Annotated in this window: 15 protein-coding genes; 2 read left to right on the top strand and 13 right to left on the bottom strand. The window is 69.4% G+C overall.

Annotated features, from left to right (window positions below; translation table 11 throughout):
• Positions 1–112: 112 nt before the first annotated feature.
• Complete coding sequence (gene clpB, locus ABT304_RS22940; protein ID WP_350718761.1) at positions 113–2701, bottom strand: ATP-dependent chaperone ClpB; 2589 nt, start codon at positions 2699–2701, stop codon at positions 113–115.
• Positions 2702–2856: 155 nt separating this feature from the next.
• On the opposite strand from clpB, the gene ABT304_RS22935 reads away from it, so the two are divergent.
• Together ABT304_RS22935 and ABT304_RS22930 are read left to right on the top strand one after the other, a co-directional pair.
• Positions 2857–3291 (top strand): SCO6045 C-terminal-like domain-containing protein, encoded by a 435-nt coding sequence (locus ABT304_RS22935; protein ID WP_350718759.1) that lies wholly within the window; start codon positions 2857–2859, stop codon positions 3289–3291.
• On the top strand, positions 3279–3509 hold the full coding sequence (locus ABT304_RS22930) for a hypothetical protein (protein WP_350718757.1): 231 nt from the start codon (positions 3279–3281) through the stop codon (positions 3507–3509). The genes ABT304_RS22935 and ABT304_RS22930 overlap by 13 nt, the downstream gene beginning before the upstream one ends.
• 76 nt (positions 3510–3585) lie before the next feature.
• On the opposite strand, the gene ABT304_RS22925 is transcribed toward ABT304_RS22930, so the two are convergent.
• From ABT304_RS22925 to ABT304_RS22865, 12 genes are all read right to left on the bottom strand, one after another.
• Positions 3586–4092 (bottom strand): hypothetical protein, encoded by a 507-nt coding sequence (locus ABT304_RS22925; protein ID WP_350718755.1) that lies wholly within the window; start codon positions 4090–4092, stop codon positions 3586–3588.
• Positions 4089–4673, bottom strand: a complete 585-nt coding sequence (locus ABT304_RS22920; protein ID WP_350718754.1) for an Rv1363c family protein — start codon at positions 4671–4673, stop codon at positions 4089–4091. Before ABT304_RS22920 ends, ABT304_RS22925 begins: the two co-directional genes overlap by 4 nt.
• On the bottom strand, positions 4670–5815 hold the full coding sequence (locus ABT304_RS22915; protein ID WP_350718753.1) for an MlaD family protein: 1146 nt from the start codon (positions 5813–5815) through the stop codon (positions 4670–4672). Before ABT304_RS22915 ends, ABT304_RS22920 begins: the two co-directional genes overlap by 4 nt.
• The gene (locus ABT304_RS22910; RefSeq protein ID WP_350718752.1) at positions 5815–7158 is read right to left on the bottom strand and encodes an MCE family protein; all 1344 of its coding nucleotides are present in this window, start codon (positions 7156–7158) and stop codon (positions 5815–5817) included. The genes ABT304_RS22915 and ABT304_RS22910 overlap by 1 nt, the downstream gene beginning before the upstream one ends.
• A gap of 35 nt (positions 7159–7193) precedes the next feature.
• A complete protein-coding gene (locus tag ABT304_RS22905; RefSeq protein WP_350718750.1) occupies positions 7194–8222 on the bottom strand; it encodes an MCE family protein in 1029 nt (342 codons plus the stop codon).
• Positions 8219–9232 carry an MCE family protein gene (locus tag ABT304_RS22900; RefSeq protein WP_350718748.1) on the bottom strand — a complete coding sequence of 338 codons (1014 nt, stop codon included), beginning with the start codon at positions 9230–9232 and terminating at the stop codon, positions 8219–8221. The genes ABT304_RS22905 and ABT304_RS22900 overlap by 4 nt, the downstream gene beginning before the upstream one ends.
• Positions 9232–10263 (bottom strand): MCE family protein, encoded by a 1032-nt coding sequence (locus tag ABT304_RS22895; protein ID WP_350718746.1) that lies wholly within the window; start codon positions 10261–10263, stop codon positions 9232–9234. The genes ABT304_RS22900 and ABT304_RS22895 overlap by 1 nt, the downstream gene beginning before the upstream one ends.
• Positions 10260–11540, bottom strand: coding sequence for an MCE family protein (locus tag ABT304_RS22890; RefSeq protein WP_350718744.1), 1281 nt, complete (start codon positions 11538–11540; stop codon positions 10260–10262). Before ABT304_RS22890 ends, ABT304_RS22895 begins: the two co-directional genes overlap by 4 nt.
• A complete protein-coding gene (locus tag ABT304_RS22885) occupies positions 11537–12379 on the bottom strand; it encodes an MlaE family ABC transporter permease (RefSeq protein ID WP_160026635.1) in 843 nt (280 codons plus the stop codon). The genes ABT304_RS22890 and ABT304_RS22885 overlap by 4 nt, the downstream gene beginning before the upstream one ends.
• Position 12380: 1 nt before the next feature.
• Positions 12381–14150 carry an ABC transporter permease gene (locus tag ABT304_RS30870; RefSeq protein ID WP_502890411.1) on the bottom strand — a complete coding sequence of 590 codons (1770 nt, stop codon included), beginning with the start codon at positions 14148–14150 and terminating at the stop codon, positions 12381–12383.
• 145 nt (positions 14151–14295) lie between these two features.
• A complete protein-coding gene (locus tag ABT304_RS22870; RefSeq protein WP_350718742.1) occupies positions 14296–15597 on the bottom strand; it encodes an RsbRD N-terminal domain-containing protein in 1302 nt (433 codons plus the stop codon).
• Positions 15598–15773: 176 nt separating this feature from the next.
• Positions 15774–16778: a hypothetical protein gene (locus tag ABT304_RS22865; RefSeq protein ID WP_350718740.1), complete on the bottom strand. Its 1005-nt coding sequence runs from the start codon at positions 16776–16778 to the stop codon at positions 15774–15776.
• Positions 16779–16813: the final 35 nt, after the last annotated feature.

Below are 16813 nucleotides of genomic sequence, written 5' to 3'. Positions count from 1 at the left end.
GTGGTTAGTGCTGTCCTGCCCGGGCTCGTCCCAGCCCCACCGCCCCGGCGCCGGGCCGCCCCCCGGGGCCCCCGCCGCCCCCCCCCCCCCCCGACCGGGGTGACGCCTCCGCTCAGGACTTCAGGGTGAGGCCGTCGCCGTCGCGGTCGACGGTGACCTGGCCACCGTCGGACACCTCGCCGCCGATGAGCATCCTGGCGAGAGGGTCGCCGATGGCGGACTGGATGAGGCGGCGCAGCGGCCGGGCGCCGTACGCCGGGTCGTAGCCGGTCTCGGCCAGCCACTCTCGGGCCTCGGGGGTGACGGAGATCGAGATGCGGCGGGCGGCCAGACGCTTCTCGAGCAGACCGAGCTGGATGTCGACTATCTTGGTGAGGTCGGCGAGCGAGAGGGCGTCGAACATGACGACCTCGTCGAGGCGGTTGAGGAACTCGGGCTTGAACGACGCCCGGACCACCGCCATGACCGACTCGCGCTTCTCGTGCTCGTCCATGACCGGGTCGACCAGGAAGGCCGAGCCGAGGTTGGAGGTGAGGATGAGGACCGTGTTGCGGAAGTCGACCGTGCGGCCCTGGCCGTCGGTCAGGCGCCCGTCGTCGAGCACCTGCAGCAGGATGTCGAAGACCTCGGGGTGGGCCTTCTCGACCTCGTCGAGCAGCACCACCGAGTAGGGGCGCCGGCGCACCGCCTCGGTCAGCTGACCACCCTCCTCGTAGCCGACGTAGCCCGGAGGCGCTCCGACCAGACGGGCGACCGAGTGCTTCTCGGAGTACTCGGACATGTCGATGCGTACGATCGCGCGCTCGTCGTCGAAGAGGAAGTCGGCGAGCGACTTGGCGAGCTCGGTCTTACCGGTGCCGGTCGGGCCCAGGAACAGGAACGAGCCGGTGGGGCGGTTGGGGTCGGCGATGCCTGCACGAGAGCGCCGGACGGCGTCGGCAACGGCCGTGACCGCTGACTTCTGCCCGATCAGGCGCCGTCCGATGACGGACTCCATCTCGAGCAGCTTGGCCTGCTCACCCTGGAGCATCTTGCCGGTCGGGATGCCGGTCCAGGCCTCGACGACCTCGGCGATCTGCTGGGCAGCGACCTCCTCGCCGACCAGCCGGTCGGCGACCTCGCCCCCGTCCTCGGCCTCGGCGGCCTCGGCGATCTGCCGCTCCAGCTCCGGGATGCGGCCGTAGAGGATCTCCGAAGCCTCCCCCAGCGAACCCTCCCGCTGAAGTCGCTCGGCCTCGCTACGCAGCGCGTCGAGCTGCTTGCGCAGGGCGCCCTCACCCTCGAGCGAGGCCTTCTCCTGCTCCCAGCGCGCCTCCAGCCCGCGCAGTTCCTCCTCCTTGTCGGCGAGCTCCTTGCGCAGCGCCGCGTGACGCTCGAGCGAGGCGTCGTCGGACTCCTTGGAGAGCGCGAACTCCTCCATCTTCAGCCGGTCGACGGCGCGGCGGAGCTGGTCGATCTCCTCGGGAGACGACTCGATCTCCATCCGCAGCCGGGAGGCGGCCTCGTCGATCAGGTCGATCGCCTTGTCAGGCAGCTGCCGGCCGGTGATGTAGCGGTCGGACAGGGTCGCGGCGGCCACCAGGGCGGCATCGGTGATGCGGACACCGTGATGCGCCTCGTACTTCTCCTGGATGCCGCGCAGGATCTGCACGGTGTCCTCGACCGACGGCTCGCCGACGAAGACCTGCTGGAACCGGCGCTCCAGGGCCGGGTCCTTCTCGATGCGCTCGCGGTATTCGTCGAGCGTGGTCGCACCGATCATGTGCAGCTCACCGCGCGCGAGCATCGGCTTGAGCATGTTGCCGGCGTCCATCGCGGAGTCGCCGCCGGCGCCCGCGCCGACGACGGTGTGGAGCTCGTCGATGAAGGTGATGACCTGGCCCTCGGCGGCCTTGATCTCCTCCAGGACGGCCTTGAGCCGCTCCTCGAACTGGCCGCGGTACTGCGCACCGGCGACCATCGCCGCCAGGTCGAGCGACAGGAGACGGCGACCCTTCAGCGAGTCGGGTACGTCGCCCGCGATGATCCGCTGGGCGAGCCCTTCGACGACGGCCGTCTTGCCGACGCCGGGCTCGCCGATGAGGACCGGGTTGTTCTTCGTACGCCGCGAGAGCACCTGGATCACCCGGCGGATCTCGGCGTCACGGCCGATGACCGGGTCGAGCTTGCCCTTCTCGGCGGCTTCGGTGAGGTCCTGGGAGTACTTCTCGAGCGCCTCGTAGGAGTCCTCGGCGTCCTGGCTCGTCACCCGACGGTTGCCACGGACCGCCTTCAGCGATTCGCGCAGCCCCTTCTCGGTGAGCCCGGCGCCCTTGAGCACCTTCTGCGCCGACGACTCGACCGTGGCCAGCGAGATCAGCAGGTGCTCGGTGGCGGCGTAGTCGTCCTTCAGGGAGGTGGCCAGCGTGATCGCCCCGGCCAGGACCCGGGTCAGCGCACCCGACGCAGCGGGCTGCTGCACCGTCGACCCGCTGGCGCGCGGGAGACCGGCGAGATCGGCGGCCGCCGCACGCGACAGCTCCTCGGCGTCCACACCGGACTTGGTGACCATCGACGTCGCGGTGCCCTCGTCCTGCAGGAGCGCGACGAGCAGGTGGATCGGCTCAGTGGTGGTGTTGCCCGCCGTCGTGGCGGAAAGCTGCGCGGCCTCGATCGCCTCGCGAGCCTTGGTGGTGAACTTGTCTGCCGAAAACTGGCTCATCTGTCTCTGCTCTCCTCCTGGGGATGCACCTGAGTCTGCCGCGAGTGCGTGTCACCCGCATCTATCTCAACACAACCAAAGTTGAGTCTGTTCCACTCAACTTTGACTTTTATATAGTGCGGCGCCGGCCCAAACGAATCGGGCACACTCCTCACATGGACTCCCCAGGCGCGGTACGCGAGCAGCTCGCCGCGCGGCAGCGCGAGGTCCTCGACGACCTGCTGGCGGGACGTACGCCGCCGGGGTTCGACGCCGCCGGGACCACCGCGACGACGCGGGTTCTCCACCACAAGCGCTCCTCCGCCGCCGAGCACGCCGCCCCCGAGCTCGACCTGCTCCCGGACTGGCGGGCCCGCTTCCATGCCTGGGCCGCGCAGCACCCGCAGCAGGGCTGCGCCCACGATGACGTACGCGGCTTCCTGACCGCCATCGGTGCCGACTGGTTCCGGCTGCACGAGGTCTATGAAGGCCGTCGGCGGTTGGCGCTCACCAGGATCGCCGGGCGCCGGGTGCTCACCATCGGTCTCGGCTCACAGATCTGGCACCTCAGCCGCCGCACCTGGAAACGGAGCATCACATGGAAATCCTGATCATCCTCGGGGTCCTCGGCCTGGTCATCTACCTGCTGATCGAGCCCGGCCTCAAGAGGCGTCGCAACCGCCGCCGAGGTCCCCGCAGACGGGGCGGCGGCGGCTCCGGCTCGAGTTCGTGCGGCTCCACCTACGACTCCGGCAACAACGACCACCACGCGTGCAGCAGCTCCTCCTGCGGCTCGAGCTGCGGCGGCGGCGGGGGCGGCGGCGACTGACGCGTCCCCCGCCGAGTCGGCTCGTCCTGACCGAGATCCGCGTCGAGTCGGCTCGTCACAACGAGCCGACTCGGCATCAGAAGAGGTCGAGGGCGGTCACCTTCCACTGGCCGTCGACCTTCGCGGCCTCGACTGCGATCTGCGCTGCGGAGATGGACGACTCCTTGTCGGTGGATCGCTGCGAGGCCTGATCCAGGAAGACCAGGAGCTCGGCGGAGTCGGCGTCGAGGGACTTGACCGCGGCGACCTGGACCTCTGCGCTGAGCACGAGCTTCTGACCGGGGGCCTTCTCCTGGAGCTGCTTGAAGAGGAGGTCGTACTCCTTGCGGGCGTCGCCGGCGAGGAACTCGTCAGCTGCGGCAACGGTCGGACCGGGATCGGAGAAGTCGTAGGAGAAGACCTGGAGCAGGCCGGTGGTGACGGCCGACTGCACCTCGGTGGTGGCCTCGGCGTCGACGACGGCACGGTTGCCGACGTGGTCGGTCCCGCGCTCCCGGTCGGCCTGCCAGAACGCTCCCAGCCCCAGGATCAGGGCGAGCGCGGCGAGGAACGGCGCCCAGCGACGTACGAGAGAAGTGCTCATGACATGTTCACCGCTACCTGCTCGAGGCTCTCCAGGAGCCAGTCGTCGCCGACCTTGACCAGGTCGGCTGCGAACCTGTTGCGCTTGACCGTCGGCTCGGCGTCCTCACCGGAAGCAGAGCCGTCACGGACCGTGATCTCGACCGCCGCGATCACGGTCGCGCTGTCGTCGTCGAGCTCGGTCACGGCGGCGTCCATCACAGAGCCGGTCGAGATCTTCTCCTGCTCGGCGAGGACCTTGCGGTCCTCCTCGGAGACGCTGGTCAGCTGATCGTGCAGGGTCCCGGTGGTGACCGCGGCCCACCCCTTCAGCCCCTCGTCCACCTTGCGGTAGTCGAGCGAGTTGAGGGTCTCGATGTGGCTGGTCGCGACGATCAGCACCCGGTCACGCCGGGCGGCGTCGTCGACCATCTCCTGGTCGTGACCGCTCGCGCGCCACCAGGTCAGCGCGCCCGCGACCAGCACGCACAGCGCCACCAGCGGGAGGGCCCAGGTGAGCACCCGGTCGCGCCTCGACGGTGGGTCAGGGGCTTCCACCGCGACCACCGCAGCCTCCGTAGGTCTCTCCGCTGTCGTGCTCATCGCTCCCCCATCAGTCCGGCGAGCGTGGTGGGGACGCTAACCGTCCCCGGCTCGGCTGTCTCGGTCTTCGTGGTTTTCGGTCGGGGCACGGCATCGCAGCCGGCCGCGGTGTTGAACGGCTTGCCCTTGCTCAGATCGGTGCCGGCGCGCAGGTCGGTGCCCTCATAACCCGAGACGCACGGGGGCGGGTTGAAGAACGACGGCATCAGACTCAGCCGTGGCCCGTTGGAGGTGTTGATCGCCCAGCCGATGCTGACCGCCTCCGGCACGGTCACGAAGGTCGACTCGAGCGCGGCGGCGTTGGTACCGAAGAGCGTCGCAGGCGTGACCAGGTTGCTCATCAGGATCCCGAGCGGCTGCCCGATCTCCTTGACCAGCAGCGAGATCTCGGTGGCCGTGCCGGGCGCGGCCCCGATCAGGTCGCGAAGGTCCTTGTCGGAGTCAGCAAGGGTCGAGGAGAAGAGCGCGAGGTCGTTGCTCCAGGCCTTGATGCTGGTCGCCGACTCCTCCTGGGTCGCGAGCACCTGGTCGGAGTTGCGGATCAGGCTCGCCGAGACGAGGAAGTTGCGGTCGGCCTCCTGCTGGAACGAGAGCGAGGTGTCGACCAGCTTCCGCAGGTCGGACCCGGCTCCCTGGGACAGCAGGTAGGACTCGTCGATCGTCGTCACCAGAGCCTCCTCGGGCACCGAGGCGACGAAGTCACGGCCGGTCTCGATGACCTGGGAGGCGTCGTACGGCAACGCCTCCTCCCCCGCAGAGAGCCGGTCGCCCTCGGAGAGCCGGGCGGAGCCCACCGCGCCACCGCGGAGGTCGAGATACTGCTCGCCGATGGCCGACCGGTTGGCGACCTTCACGGTGACGTCCTCAGGGATGGCGGGCGCGTCGCCCTCGATCTCCAGCACCGCGCGTACGCCGTCGGAGCCCGCTTCCAGGGAGGTCACCTCACCCACGGGCACCCCGCGGTAGGTCACCTCCGAGTTGACGAAGAGGCCGCCGCCCTCGGGCAGCGAGACGTCGACGCGGTAGGGCTCGTCGAGCAGGTCCAGGCCGACATAGCGAGCCCCGACATAGCTGGTGCCCACGAGCGCGAGAGCGACGAAGAGCCCCAGCTTGACGCGTACGCCTCCGGTGAGCCGTTGCATCATTCGCTCCCTTCCACGGAGCCGGCGTCGCTCGCCGCGCCTTCCGGCGAGGTCTCGGAGGTCGCCGACCCGGACCCGGACGAAGGCTCGGTCGGTGACTCCGAGGGCGACCCGGAGGGATCTGACGGGGACGAGGACGGTGAGGACGACCCGGACTGCGACGGATCCGAGGAGGACGAGGACGACCCGGGAGCGGAGGGCAGGATCGACTCCCCCGGGATCGACGGCGAGGAGGAGCCCGGCACCGGCGACGTGGTCGACGGCAGCAGTCCGGGCGGTGCGTCCGACGACCCGGACTGGGAGCTGACCGAGCCGCCGGACCCGCCTCCGACCGCCGGCTGCAGCCATTCGCAGCCCTTGGACCGGCAGCCGGCAGGAGTACGGAAGTTCGTGATCATGAACAGGTTCATGTAGTCGCCGCGGAGCGCGTTGAGCACCTCGTCGGGGAACGGGTAGGTGAAGAGGATCTCGAGCGCGTACGGCAGGTCGGAGCCGGCCTTGGCGAGCTGGTCGAGGATCGGGTCGAGCAGCTTCAGGTCGGCGACGATGTCGTCCTGGGCCTCGTCCAGGGTGCTGATGGTGACCTTGGAGAGCTTGTCGAGCGCTTCCAGCATCGCGACCAGCTGCGGACGCTGGTCGACGAGCACCTGCATGCCCGGCGAGAGCCCCTCCAGCGCTTCTGCGATCTTGGTCTTGTCCTTCTCCAGCGTGACCGCGAGCTCGTTGAGCGACTCGATCGCAGAGGTGATCGAGGCCGAGCGTGAGTCGAGGACCGAGACGAACCGGTCCATCTCGGTCAGGAACGCCTTGATCTCCTCGGGCCGTCCGTCGGAGATCTGCTGCATCTCGCGGGAGATCTCCTGGAACTGCGCGATGCCGCCGCTGTTGAGCACCATCGACAGGGCTCCGAGCACCTCCTCGACCTGCGCGGCCGCCTCGGTGTCGCCCCTCCCGAGGACCGCACCATCACCCAGGGGCGAGCCCGCGACCGGCGTGGCGGGGCGGATCAGCGCGACGTACTTCTCTCCGAGCAGGGAGGTCTGCTGCAGTCGCGCCGTGGTGCCGGCGGGGAGCGAGACGTCGTCCCTGACCACCAGCGACACCCGCGCGCTGCGGCCGTCCTCGGTCAGCCGGATCTTGGAGACCCGGCCCACCGCGACGTTGTCGATCTTGACGCTGGACTGAGGGACCAGATCGAGTACGTCGCCGAACTCGGCGCTCAGCGTGATCGGGTCCTTCCCCACGTCGGCGCCGCCGGGCAGCGGGGCCTCGTAGACGCCTCCGCTGACGGCACCGAGGCCGCAACCGGAGAGGGTCAGGGCGGCCGTGGCCAGGAGGGCCATGAGCGGTCTCGACAGAGGTCTCGGCGAGCGCGACATCACTGCTCCTCTCCGACACCGGGAAGCAGGACCGGTGGCGCGTCCTCGGAGGTCTGGCCGGTGAGGCCGTCACCGGACCAGACGCTCAGCTCGTTCAGGTTGGTGCGCCCGACGAGGCTGTTGGTCGCCGGGTCGTAGGCGTTGACGTACTTCTGCAGCACCAGCGGGATCGTGGCGACCGCCTCCTCGAGCGACTCGTTCTGGTCGACGAGGACCTGGGTCGGGCCCTGCAGGTTCTCGACGCTGGTGCGCATCTCGCCGCGGTTGTCCTTGATGAACGACTCCAGCAGCGCGAGCGCCTCGCCGAGGTTGCTGACCGCGGAGGCCAGGTCGTCGCGGTCGTCGGCGAGATACTCGGTGACCTGCGCGAACCGGCGGTTGGCGTCCTCGACCCCGTCGTCGTGCTCGAGCAGGGTCTTGTTGAAGGTGTCGAGGTTCTCCACGGTGGCGAAGAAGTCCTGGTCGATGTCGGCCAGGGTGGCCGACGCATCGGCGCCTTCCCGGATCACCTGGTTGATGTCGGCGCCCTGCCCGTCGAGGTTGGCCGCCATCACCTCCAGGAACCGCGAGAGCGCACCGTTCTTGTTCGCGCCGTTGGGACCGAGCTGGTCGCCGGCCTCGGTCAGCGAGGCGTAGAGGTCGTCGATCTCGACCGGCACCGCGGTCTCCTCGATGACGGTGCCGTCGCGGAGCTCGGGCCCGTCGACGTACGGCTCGGTGAGCTGGACGAAGCGGTCCGAGACCAGCGTCGGCGCGACGATCACCGCCGAGGTGTCGGCCGCGGCGGTCTGGCCGGGGTCGAGCATCATCGAGACCTTCACGTGCTCGCCGGCCGGGGTCACCGCGGTCACCTCGCCGACCGGTACGCCGAGAATCTGCACGTCGGAGCCGGGATAGAGGCCGACGGAGGCCTCGAAGAGGGCGGAGAACGTGGTGCCCTTCCGCCCCTCCCGGATCCCGTACGCAGCACCCCACCCGATCGCGCCGACGACGGCGATCACGAGGAACCCGGCGATGAGCCGTCTCATCTCGTCCCTCCTGGCTTGCAGTCACGCTGGACGTCGTTGTCGAGGACCGGTGCGTTGTTCTCGTCGAAGAGGCCGCAGCCGTAGACGTCGATCCACGGCCCGTTGCTCATCGAGGCGCCGATCACCCGGTAGTAGGCGCCGATCTGGGAGAGCGCCTTGTCGAGGTGGTCCTGGTTGCGCTGCAGGATCTCGGAGACCTGGTCGAGCTTCTTCAGGGCCGGCTGGAGGCGCTTCTGGTTGTCCTCGACCAGACCGGTGACCTGCTTGGCGAGGTCGTCGGTGTAGGTGAGCATCTGGTGGATCGCCTGCCGGCGGGCCGCGAGCTCCTCGAGCAGCTTGTCGCCGTCCTCGATCAGGAGCCCGATCTCCTCGTTGCGCTCGGCGAGGGTGTCGGTGACCTCGGTCGTCGTCCTCATCAGCTCGGCCAGCTCCTGGTCCCGCGAGGAGATAGTGCGGGAGAGCCGGGTGAGGCCGGAGACCATGCCGCGTACGTCCTCGGGAGTGTCCTCGAAGACCTCCGAGAGGGCGTCCATCGACTGCTCGACCTGGGCCATGTCGATCTCCCCGACGGTGGTGGAGAGGTCGGAGAAGGCGGCGTTGACGTCGTAGGGAGTCGTGGTCCGGGAGACGGGGATCGGCTCGCGGAGACGACCCGTCCCGCCGGGATCCAACGACAGGAACTTGCGCCCGAGCAGCGTCTTCACCTTGATCGACGCGGTGGTCTGCGAGCCGAGCGAGACGTCCTTGGCCCGGAACCTGATCAGCACCTTGTCGCCGTCGAGCTCGAGCTCGGAGACCTCGCCGACCTTCACCCCGGCGACCCGCGCCTCGTCGCCGGGACGTATCCCGGCGGCCTCGGCGAAGTAGGCCTCGTAGGTGTCGCCGCCGCCGATGACGGGGAGGTCCTCGGCGTAGAAGGTGGCGAAGAAGACGCCGGTCATGGCCAGGATCCCGACCACGGCGATGACGATCTTGTTGCGTTCGGCGAACGACTTCGGATAGCGGGCCATCATTGGCACCTTCCTGCCGGCGAGTCCACACCGAGGTCGCCGTAGTAGCCCTCGGGTTTCGGGATCCGCCCGTCGATGGAGCAGATGTAGAAGTTGAGCCAGCCTCCGTAGGTGGCCATCCGGCCGATCTGGTCGGTCTTCTGCGGCATGGTGGTCAGGAACGTGGTCAGTGCCTCGTCGTTCTCGGCGAGGTTCTCCGAGACGTCGCCGAGGGAGTCGATCGAGTCTCGCAGCGGCTCGCGGCCCTCCTCCAGCAGCCCGGTGACGCTCTGCGAGAGCTCGCCCATCCCCTCGATGGTCGAGCCGAGCGTCTCCCGGTCGGCAGCCAGCCCGGAGACCAGTCGCTGCAGCGTCACCAGGGTGGTGTCGAGCATCCCGGTGCGCCGGCTGACCACCTCCAGGACCGAGTTGAGGTTGGTGATCAGGTCGCCGATCACCTGGTCGCGGTCGGCGAGGGTCGAGGTCAGCGAGGCGGTCGAGGAGAGCAGCGACTCCACCGTCGCCCCCTCGCCCTGGAAGACCGCGATGATCTGGGCGCTGAGGTTGTTGACGTCCTCCGGGTCGAGGAACTTGAACAGCGGCTGGAAGCCGTTGAACAGCATCGTCAGGTCCAACGCGGGCTGGGTCTCATCGAGCGAGAACGTGTAGCCGGCGCGCAGCGGCTCGCCTCCGGGCGAGCCTGGCTCGAGTGCGATGTATCGCTGCCCGATCAGGTTGCGGAACCGCAGCTCCGCCCGAGTGCCCTCGACCATCGGCGCCGACTCGGCCGCGGTGAAGACGACCTCGGCGGTGTCGTTGTGGCGCAGCCCGATGGACTGGACGGTGCCGATCTTCACCCCCGCCATCCGCACGTCGTCGCCCTTGTTGAGGCTGGTCACGTCGGTGAAGAGCGCTGTGAACGTACGCCCCGAGGAGCTCGATCCGTTGGAGATCGTCGTCGCCAGCGCCGCCATCGCCAGGACCGTCACCAGCGCGAAGACCACCGACTTGGTGAGCGTCACCGCGACCGAGCCGCCACTGTTGAGTCTCATCGGACGATCACCTCCGTGCCTCGCAGGGTCGGGCCGAGCAGCAGGCTCGACCAGGTCGGATACTCATCAGGTGCCAGGCCTTCCGCTGGTGCCATCACCTCGGCGATCAGCTGGTTCTCGCCCGGGGAGTTCTGCTCGCCGAGCCCCGTGGTCGCACCGAAGGTGCGGACCCGGTCAGTCGGTGGTGCCTCGATCCGCTCGGCGGTGTCGGCCGTCCCGGTGACGGCCGGCTGGCTGCCGGTCTGGCCGGTGACGTACGGGCATCGGGGGCCGCCGGTGCGCAGCTTCGGGACGTAGCCGGAGGGGTAGGGCTGCCGGATCTCCGAGACGCTGACCAGCGCATGGAAGCCGGGCGCGTCGGTGCCCTTTCCGAGGTTCTTGGCCATCACCGGCGCGTAGTCGCGCAGGGCGCTGAAGAGGCACGGGAAGGAGGAGGCGTACGGGCTGACCGCGCGGAGCGCGTCGCGCGAGGTGTCGGAGAGCACCACGATCGTCTCCCGGTTGCGCTCCAGCCACCGGTCGGTGTCGGCGGCCGTCGTGGTCACCGACCGGAACGTGTCGGCGAGCTGCTTCTGTTGATCGACCAGAGTCGACGCGGTCACCGTCATCGTGTCCAGCGCGTCCAGCAGATCCGGCGCGGCCTCCTCGTAGTGGCCCGCGACCCGGCCGAGCGCGGCCAGGTCGTCGGCCATCTGCGGGACCAGCGGGTTGAGCTTCCTCAGGTAGTCCGCCCACGCCGAGAAGACCTCGCCGATGTCGTCGCCGTTGTCGCGCAGCATCGTGGCCAGCTCGCTCAGCGTCGCGTTGAGCTTGTGGGGCTGGATCGCCTTGAGCACCGGGAGCAGCTCGTCGAGGACCTGCTCCAGCTCCACCGCCTCGTCGGAGCGGTCCTGCTCGATGGTGTCACCGGCTGCCAGCTCCGGTCCGCCGGGCGTCGGCTGCAGCGCCACGTACCGCTCCCCGAAGAGGGTCTTGGGCAGCAGCCGCGCCGTGGTGTCGGCGGATAGATCGGAAAATACGTCCGGCTCCAGCGCCAGGGTCAGCTCGGCGCCGCCCTCGCGGGCCGAGACCGTGCGGACGGTGCCGACCGGCACCCCACGCAGCTTGACGTCGGAGCCCTCCTGGAGGGCGTTGCCGAGGGTGCCGGTGGTCAGCGTGACCTCGGAGCGGTCGACGAAGGTCTGGTCGTAGGCGAGCCAGGCGCCGAGCGCCACCGCCGCGACGACGGCCAGGTAGCACAGGCCGAGGAAGGCGTCACGAAGCCTCGAGAGCGTCATCCCGCGATCCTCACCGTCGTCGTCGCGCCCCACATCGCCATCGAGAGCGCCAGGTCGAGCAGCGCCACGACCACGATCGTCCGCCGCACCGAGCGCCCCACCGCGATCCCGACCCCGGACGGCCCGCCGCTGGCGTAGAAACCCAGCCGGCAGTGGATCAGGATGATCAGGATGGAGAAGATCAGCACCTTCCCGAAGCTCAGCAGGATGTCGATCGGCGGCAGGAAGAGCTGGAAGTAGTGGTCGTACGTCCCGGCCGACTGCCCGTGGAAGTAGACCGTCACGATCCGCGACCCCGCATAGGACGTCAGCAGCCCGACGACGTAGAGCGGGATGATCGCCACGAAGCCGGCGACCACGCGGGTCGAGACCAGGTAGGGGATCGTGCCCAGGCCCATCACCTTGACCGCGTCGATCTCCTCGTTGATCCGCATCGCGCCGAGCTGGGCGGTGAAGCCGGCGCCGACGGTCGCGGACATCGCCAGGGCCGCCACCAGCGGCGCGATCTCGCGGGTGTTGAAGTAGGCGGAGATGAACCCGTTGAGCGTCGAGGTGCCGATCTGGTCGAGCGCTGCGTACCCCTGCATGCCGACGACCGTGCCGACGAAGATGCTCATCCCCGTCATCACCCCGATCGTGCCGCCGATGACCGCGAGCGCACCGGTGCCGAAGGAGACCTCGGAGAGGATCCGGAGGATCTCGCGCGGGTAGTGCCGGATCGCCGACGGGATCCCGACCAGCACCTTCCCGTAGAACCGGATGTCTCGGCCGGACTGCACCAGCCCGTCCAGCGAGCGGTCCAGGCGCGACCGCTTCTTGACCACATCGACCGTCGCCATCTCAGGCCCCCTTCCCGGGCACAAGCTCGAGGTAGAGCGTGGTGATCACGAAGTTGACGAAGAAGAGGAGCAGGAAGGTGACGACGACCGACTGGTTGACCGCCTCCCCCACCCCCTTCGGTCCGGGCTTGGTGTTGAGCCCCTGGTAGGCGGCGACGAGCCCGGCGATGAGCCCGAAGAGCACCGCCTTGAGCTCGCCCACCCACAGGTCGGAGAGTTGCGCGAGCGCGGTGAAGGAGGAGAGGTACGCCCCGGGCGTCCCGCCCTGGATGATGACGTTGAAGAAGTAGCCACCGAGCACACCGACCACCGAGACCAGGCCGTTGAGCAGCACCGCCGCGAGCACGCAGGCGAGCACGCGTGGCACCACGAGCGCCTGGATCGGATCGACCGCGATCACCCGCATCGCGTCGATCTCGTCGCGGATCGTCCGGGATCCCAGGTCGGCGCAGATCGCCGCTCCGCCGGCCCCGGCGATGACCAGCGAGGTCACGATCGGGGCCGCCTGCTGGACGACGGCGAGCACCGAGGCGGCGCCGGTGAACGACTGCGCCCCGATCTGCACCGTCAGGGTGCCGAGCTGCAGCGCGATCACCGCTCCGAACGGGATCGCGACCAGCATCGCCGGGATCCAGGAGACCGAGGTGACGAACCAGAACTGGTCGAGCAGCTCGCGGGCCGCGAACGGCCGCCGGAAGGCCGCCCGGAAGGTGTCCAGGCCCAGCGCGAAGAGCGCCCCGACCTGGTCGAGCCCGCGGCTGACCGGGTCTTTGGTCCGGACGGCGGCAGGGGCTCGGTCGACCTCGTCGTCATCGGCGGTGTAGAGCGTCGCGGCTCCGCTCGCCACCCGGTCCGCGTGCCGCGAGGCACCCTCGCGGGGTGCGCCACTGGCCGGGGCGAGCTGGCGCGGCAGCACCTCGATGGCGCGGGCGCCGGCGCGTACGGTCGCCACGCCTCCGGACGGGTAGTAGGCCTCGCCCTCGACGTAGTCGTCGTTGACGCCGTGGTCGGTCTCCTCGCTCATCCCGATCGGACCGATCGGGTCGCCGCTCATGAACTGGGAGACGACCGGGTGGTCGGTGAGCAGGAACTCCTCGCGCGGGCCGTACATCACCAGGCGGCGGCGGTAGAGCATGCCGAGGTTGTCCGGCAGCGTACGTGCCAGCTCGATGTTGTGGGTGACCACCAGCATCGTCGCGTCGGTGGCCGCGTTGACGTCGACCAGCAGCTGGGCGAGGTTGGCCGTACGCACCGGGTCGAGCCCCGAGTCGGGCTCGTCGCACAGGATGATCGAGGGCTCGGTGACCAGCGAGCGGGCCAGGCCGGCGCGCTTGCGCATCCCGCCGGAGATCTCGCCGGGCAGCTTGTGCTCCTGCCCCATCAGCCCGACCAGGTCGAGCTTGTCGTTGGTGATCTGCCGGATCTCCGACTCGCGCTTCCTGGTGTGGGCGCGTAGCGGGAAGGCGACGTTGTCGAAGACGCTCATCGAGCCGAAGAGCGCACCGTCCTGGAAGAGGACCCCGAACCGCTTGCGCAGCTCCTGCCGCTGCGACTCCCGCGCCTTGACCATGTCGACCCCGTCGACCAGACAGACCCCGGCCTCCGGCCGCAGCAGCCCCATCAGCGACTTCAGGAACACCGACTTGCCAGTGCCCGAGGGCCCCAGCAGTGCGGTGATCTCGCCCTGGGGCAGCGTGAGGGTCACGTCGCTCCAGATGTTCTGGGACCCGAAGCTCTTGGTGAGCCCGGTGACCTCCACGGTTCCGCCCATCGCGGGACCTCCTGATCTGCCGTTGTGGGGTGTGCTCCGACCCGGACGGTACGTGTGGCACCGGTCACACGGGAGAGGAAATCGAGCCGTCCGACAAATGCGGACCGGGTTTTGTCACGCGCATGACAAATTGCCCTCGAAGCTCTCAGCCGCAGCGCTCGAGCTCGACCCAGTCCAGCGCCGAGCTCTCGCGCGCGCCGAGCGCGAAGAGGAGCAGGGTGACGAACTCGGGGTCCTGGAGCCGGCTGCCGAAGGCGGCCCGCAGCCGGAGCTTGTGGTTGCGGACGGTGTGCTCGTGGATGCCGAGCTCCGCGGCCAGCGCCGGCGCGTTCGCTCCGGTGAGCAACCAGAGCCGCAGCGTACGCAGCATCGCCCGCCGGTGCTCGTCCTTGAACGCCTCCAGCGGCGCAAGGGCTTCGCTCGCCTCCCAGCGCGAGAGCGTGGGGTCGGCGTTGAGCAGCAGGGCGACGTGGTGGTCCGCGCAGCGCACCACCGGGTCCGCGGGGATCGCCCCGGACTCGACTAGCTCCCGGGCACGCTCCGTCCAGCGGATCGCGGCCGGCACATCGGCCAACGGCACCGGCACGGTCACGAAGACAGAGCCGGTACGCGGCCACCCCCGCATCACCGCGCTGACCGCGTCGACGTCGGCCGGGTCGGTGATCACCAGGGCGCGTCGGCCGGCGGTGTCCCACGCACACCCGCCGGGCAGCTCGACAGGGTGCTCGGCAGATGGCTCGACGGAGTCCAGCGGAATGATGGTGTCGACCGAGCAGACCACCACCGCCGGCGGCAGCTGCCAGCTGACCCGCGCGGCGAGCTCACCGATCACCGCGGCGTCCGCCGAGCCGGCGAGACCACGGACCAGCCGGCGCCGGATCCAGCGCGGATCCGCCTCGCGGTCACGGACCCCGGCCGCGTACCCGCGAGCGACGTCGTCGAGGAGGATCCCCATGTAGGCGAGGAGGGAGCCGCACAGCGTCCCGCGTACGTCGTCGGGGACCAGCCCCTCGGCCTCATGCCGAATCGCCTCGGCCGCCCGGTGGGTGGCCAGGTCGACGGCGGCCCGGAACCCGTCGAGGCTTCGCTCGGCCAACGCCTCCCCCTTCCCCATCCCGAAGTACATCGCCGACACCGTCTCCGGGTCGGACGGGATCTTCTCGACGACGTCGGCATAGAGCTCCACGGCGCTGGCGACGGCCTTCGTGATCAGGTCCCGACGCCGCTGGGTGGGGCGCCGGGAGTAGGCGGCGACCTGGCGCAGGATCTCGTCGGTGATCTGCGGGACCAGCCCGCGGCCGACCCTGCGGATGACCGCGCACTCCGTGGGCGAGACGTGCGGGGCATGGATCTTCTCGGCGAGCTGCCGCGAGGCGCTTCGGCGTGGCAGTCGTGGGTGCGGGACACGCGTTCCGGTGGTCGTCGTCTGGCTCTGCGTCGGACTCATGGATCTACGACTTCTCCCCTCGATCCCCGGCCCGCGGGAGCACTGTGCTTCGTCAGGCCGGCGTCACTCAGTGACGCTCATCACAGAGGACATCGAGCTGATCGGCCAGTGCAGGAAGGCCCGATCACTGCACAAACACCCCTGAGTTGTCACGCACGTGACAAATTCGGTGGTCGTCACTGACCACTCGTGGGGATCTCCGGGAGCGGGGGGACCTGCGGAGGCAGCACGTCCATGCGGCACGGGACGGACTCGGGGGTCGATGCGCCAGGCGCAGGCGGCAGGTTCTTACCGCCAGGGTTCGGCACCGTGCAGCCGAGAACACCACCCTGATAGGTGCGCAACGGGAATCCTTCGCCCGAAACGGTTGCCGTCAGCAAGCTGGAAAGGTCGTCCCCGCTGGTGGTGATGCACCCGGAGAACGGGGGGACGTCGACGGTGCCTGCGAGGAGGCCGCCCGGGCTGAGGTTGAAGAGGCCTTCGTTCCACAGATCCGGCTGCACGCGCGCAGGCACGTTCTGGGTTCCGTCCCACCCCATCAGGTACCCCTCCCCGGAAAGGTCCAAGGCTCCCGACTCTCGTGTCCGACACTCTCCTCGGAACGGCAGTGACACGCCGTCGACCCGCACCGACATCACGCGCGTACTGACCCGGCCCTTGACCGGGCTGTCCGGAACCTCGGTCCCGAACGGGAGAAGCCGGGCGCACGTCAAGGTCTCGAGCTTGATCGGCACGGGGAGTCCGTCAGACCTCTCCTGCTCCAGGCGTACGGTCGCCTCGACCGGGACGGCGCCGAAGGTGACCGTGCGAACGACGATGTCCGGCGTCTGGCCGTAGTTGTACGCGGACCCTGGCTGAGCGACGAAGTAGATGTTCGCGCCTGCCTTGGTGCACTGCCGGTACTTGGTCGCGTCGAAGTCCTCGATGCGCCCCTGGTAGAAGTCGGCGGCCACTGTCATGAGGGGCGTACGCATCCACTGACGTGCCCGCTCCACGTCGGCGAGCGACGAGTTCGCCGCCCCGGTCCAGGAGGCGTGCCGGAGAGGCAGCTCCTGCTGCTCCGGGGCGGGCAACCCCGGAAAAGGGCCCTCCTCCGCCTCGCTCGCCCCGAGGCCGAGCATCGCGAAGGCGGAGCCGGCGAGGATGGCCAGCGCCGCCGCACGCTGCAGAGTGTGTCGCATACCGCCAACGTGGCATCGCGGATATACGGACGCAA

Source organism: Nocardioides sp. NPDC000445 (assembly GCF_040300245.1).
Taxonomy (GTDB): Bacteria; Actinomycetota; Actinomycetes; order Propionibacteriales; family Nocardioidaceae; genus Nocardioides.
The sequence above is the reverse complement of the archived record's forward strand: the minus strand, read 5'-3'. Positions and strand labels throughout refer to the sequence as shown.

What these genes read in the sequence shown, in the direction of transcription:
- clpB (WP_350718761.1), bottom strand. Translation starts at nt 2,701, where the DNA reads ATGAGCCAGTTTTCGGCAGACAAGTTCACCACCAAGGCTCGCGAGGCG.
- ABT304_RS22935 (WP_350718759.1), top strand. Translation starts at nt 2,857, where the DNA reads ATGGACTCCCCAGGCGCGGTACGCGAGCAGCTCGCCGCGCGGCAGCGC.
- ABT304_RS22930 (WP_350718757.1), top strand. Translation starts at nt 3,279, where the DNA reads ATGGAAATCCTGATCATCCTCGGGGTCCTCGGCCTGGTCATCTACCTG.
- ABT304_RS22925 (WP_350718755.1), bottom strand. Translation starts at nt 4,092, where the DNA reads ATGAGCACTTCTCTCGTACGTCGCTGGGCGCCGTTCCTCGCCGCGCTC.
- ABT304_RS22920 (WP_350718754.1), bottom strand. Translation starts at nt 4,673, where the DNA reads ATGAGCACGACAGCGGAGAGACCTACGGAGGCTGCGGTGGTCGCGGTG.
- ABT304_RS22915 (WP_350718753.1), bottom strand. Translation starts at nt 5,815, where the DNA reads ATGCAACGGCTCACCGGAGGCGTACGCGTCAAGCTGGGGCTCTTCGTC.
- ABT304_RS22910 (WP_350718752.1), bottom strand. Translation starts at nt 7,158, where the DNA reads ATGGCCCTCCTGGCCACGGCCGCCCTGACCCTCTCCGGTTGCGGCCTC.
- ABT304_RS22905 (WP_350718750.1), bottom strand. Translation starts at nt 8,222, where the DNA reads ATGAGACGGCTCATCGCCGGGTTCCTCGTGATCGCCGTCGTCGGCGCG.
- ABT304_RS22900 (WP_350718748.1), bottom strand. Translation starts at nt 9,232, where the DNA reads ATGGCCCGCTATCCGAAGTCGTTCGCCGAACGCAACAAGATCGTCATC.
- ABT304_RS22895 (WP_350718746.1), bottom strand. Translation starts at nt 10,263, where the DNA reads ATGAGACTCAACAGTGGCGGCTCGGTCGCGGTGACGCTCACCAAGTCG.
- ABT304_RS22890 (WP_350718744.1), bottom strand. Translation starts at nt 11,540, where the DNA reads ATGACGCTCTCGAGGCTTCGTGACGCCTTCCTCGGCCTGTGCTACCTG.
- ABT304_RS22885 (WP_160026635.1), bottom strand. Translation starts at nt 12,379, where the DNA reads ATGGCGACGGTCGATGTGGTCAAGAAGCGGTCGCGCCTGGACCGCTCG.
- ABT304_RS30870 (WP_502890411.1), bottom strand. Translation starts at nt 14,150, where the DNA reads ATGGGCGGAACCGTGGAGGTCACCGGGCTCACCAAGAGCTTCGGGTCC.
- ABT304_RS22870 (WP_350718742.1), bottom strand. Translation starts at nt 15,597, where the DNA reads ATGAGTCCGACGCAGAGCCAGACGACGACCACCGGAACGCGTGTCCCG.
- ABT304_RS22865 (WP_350718740.1), bottom strand. Translation starts at nt 16,778, where the DNA reads ATGCGACACACTCTGCAGCGTGCGGCGGCGCTGGCCATCCTCGCCGGC.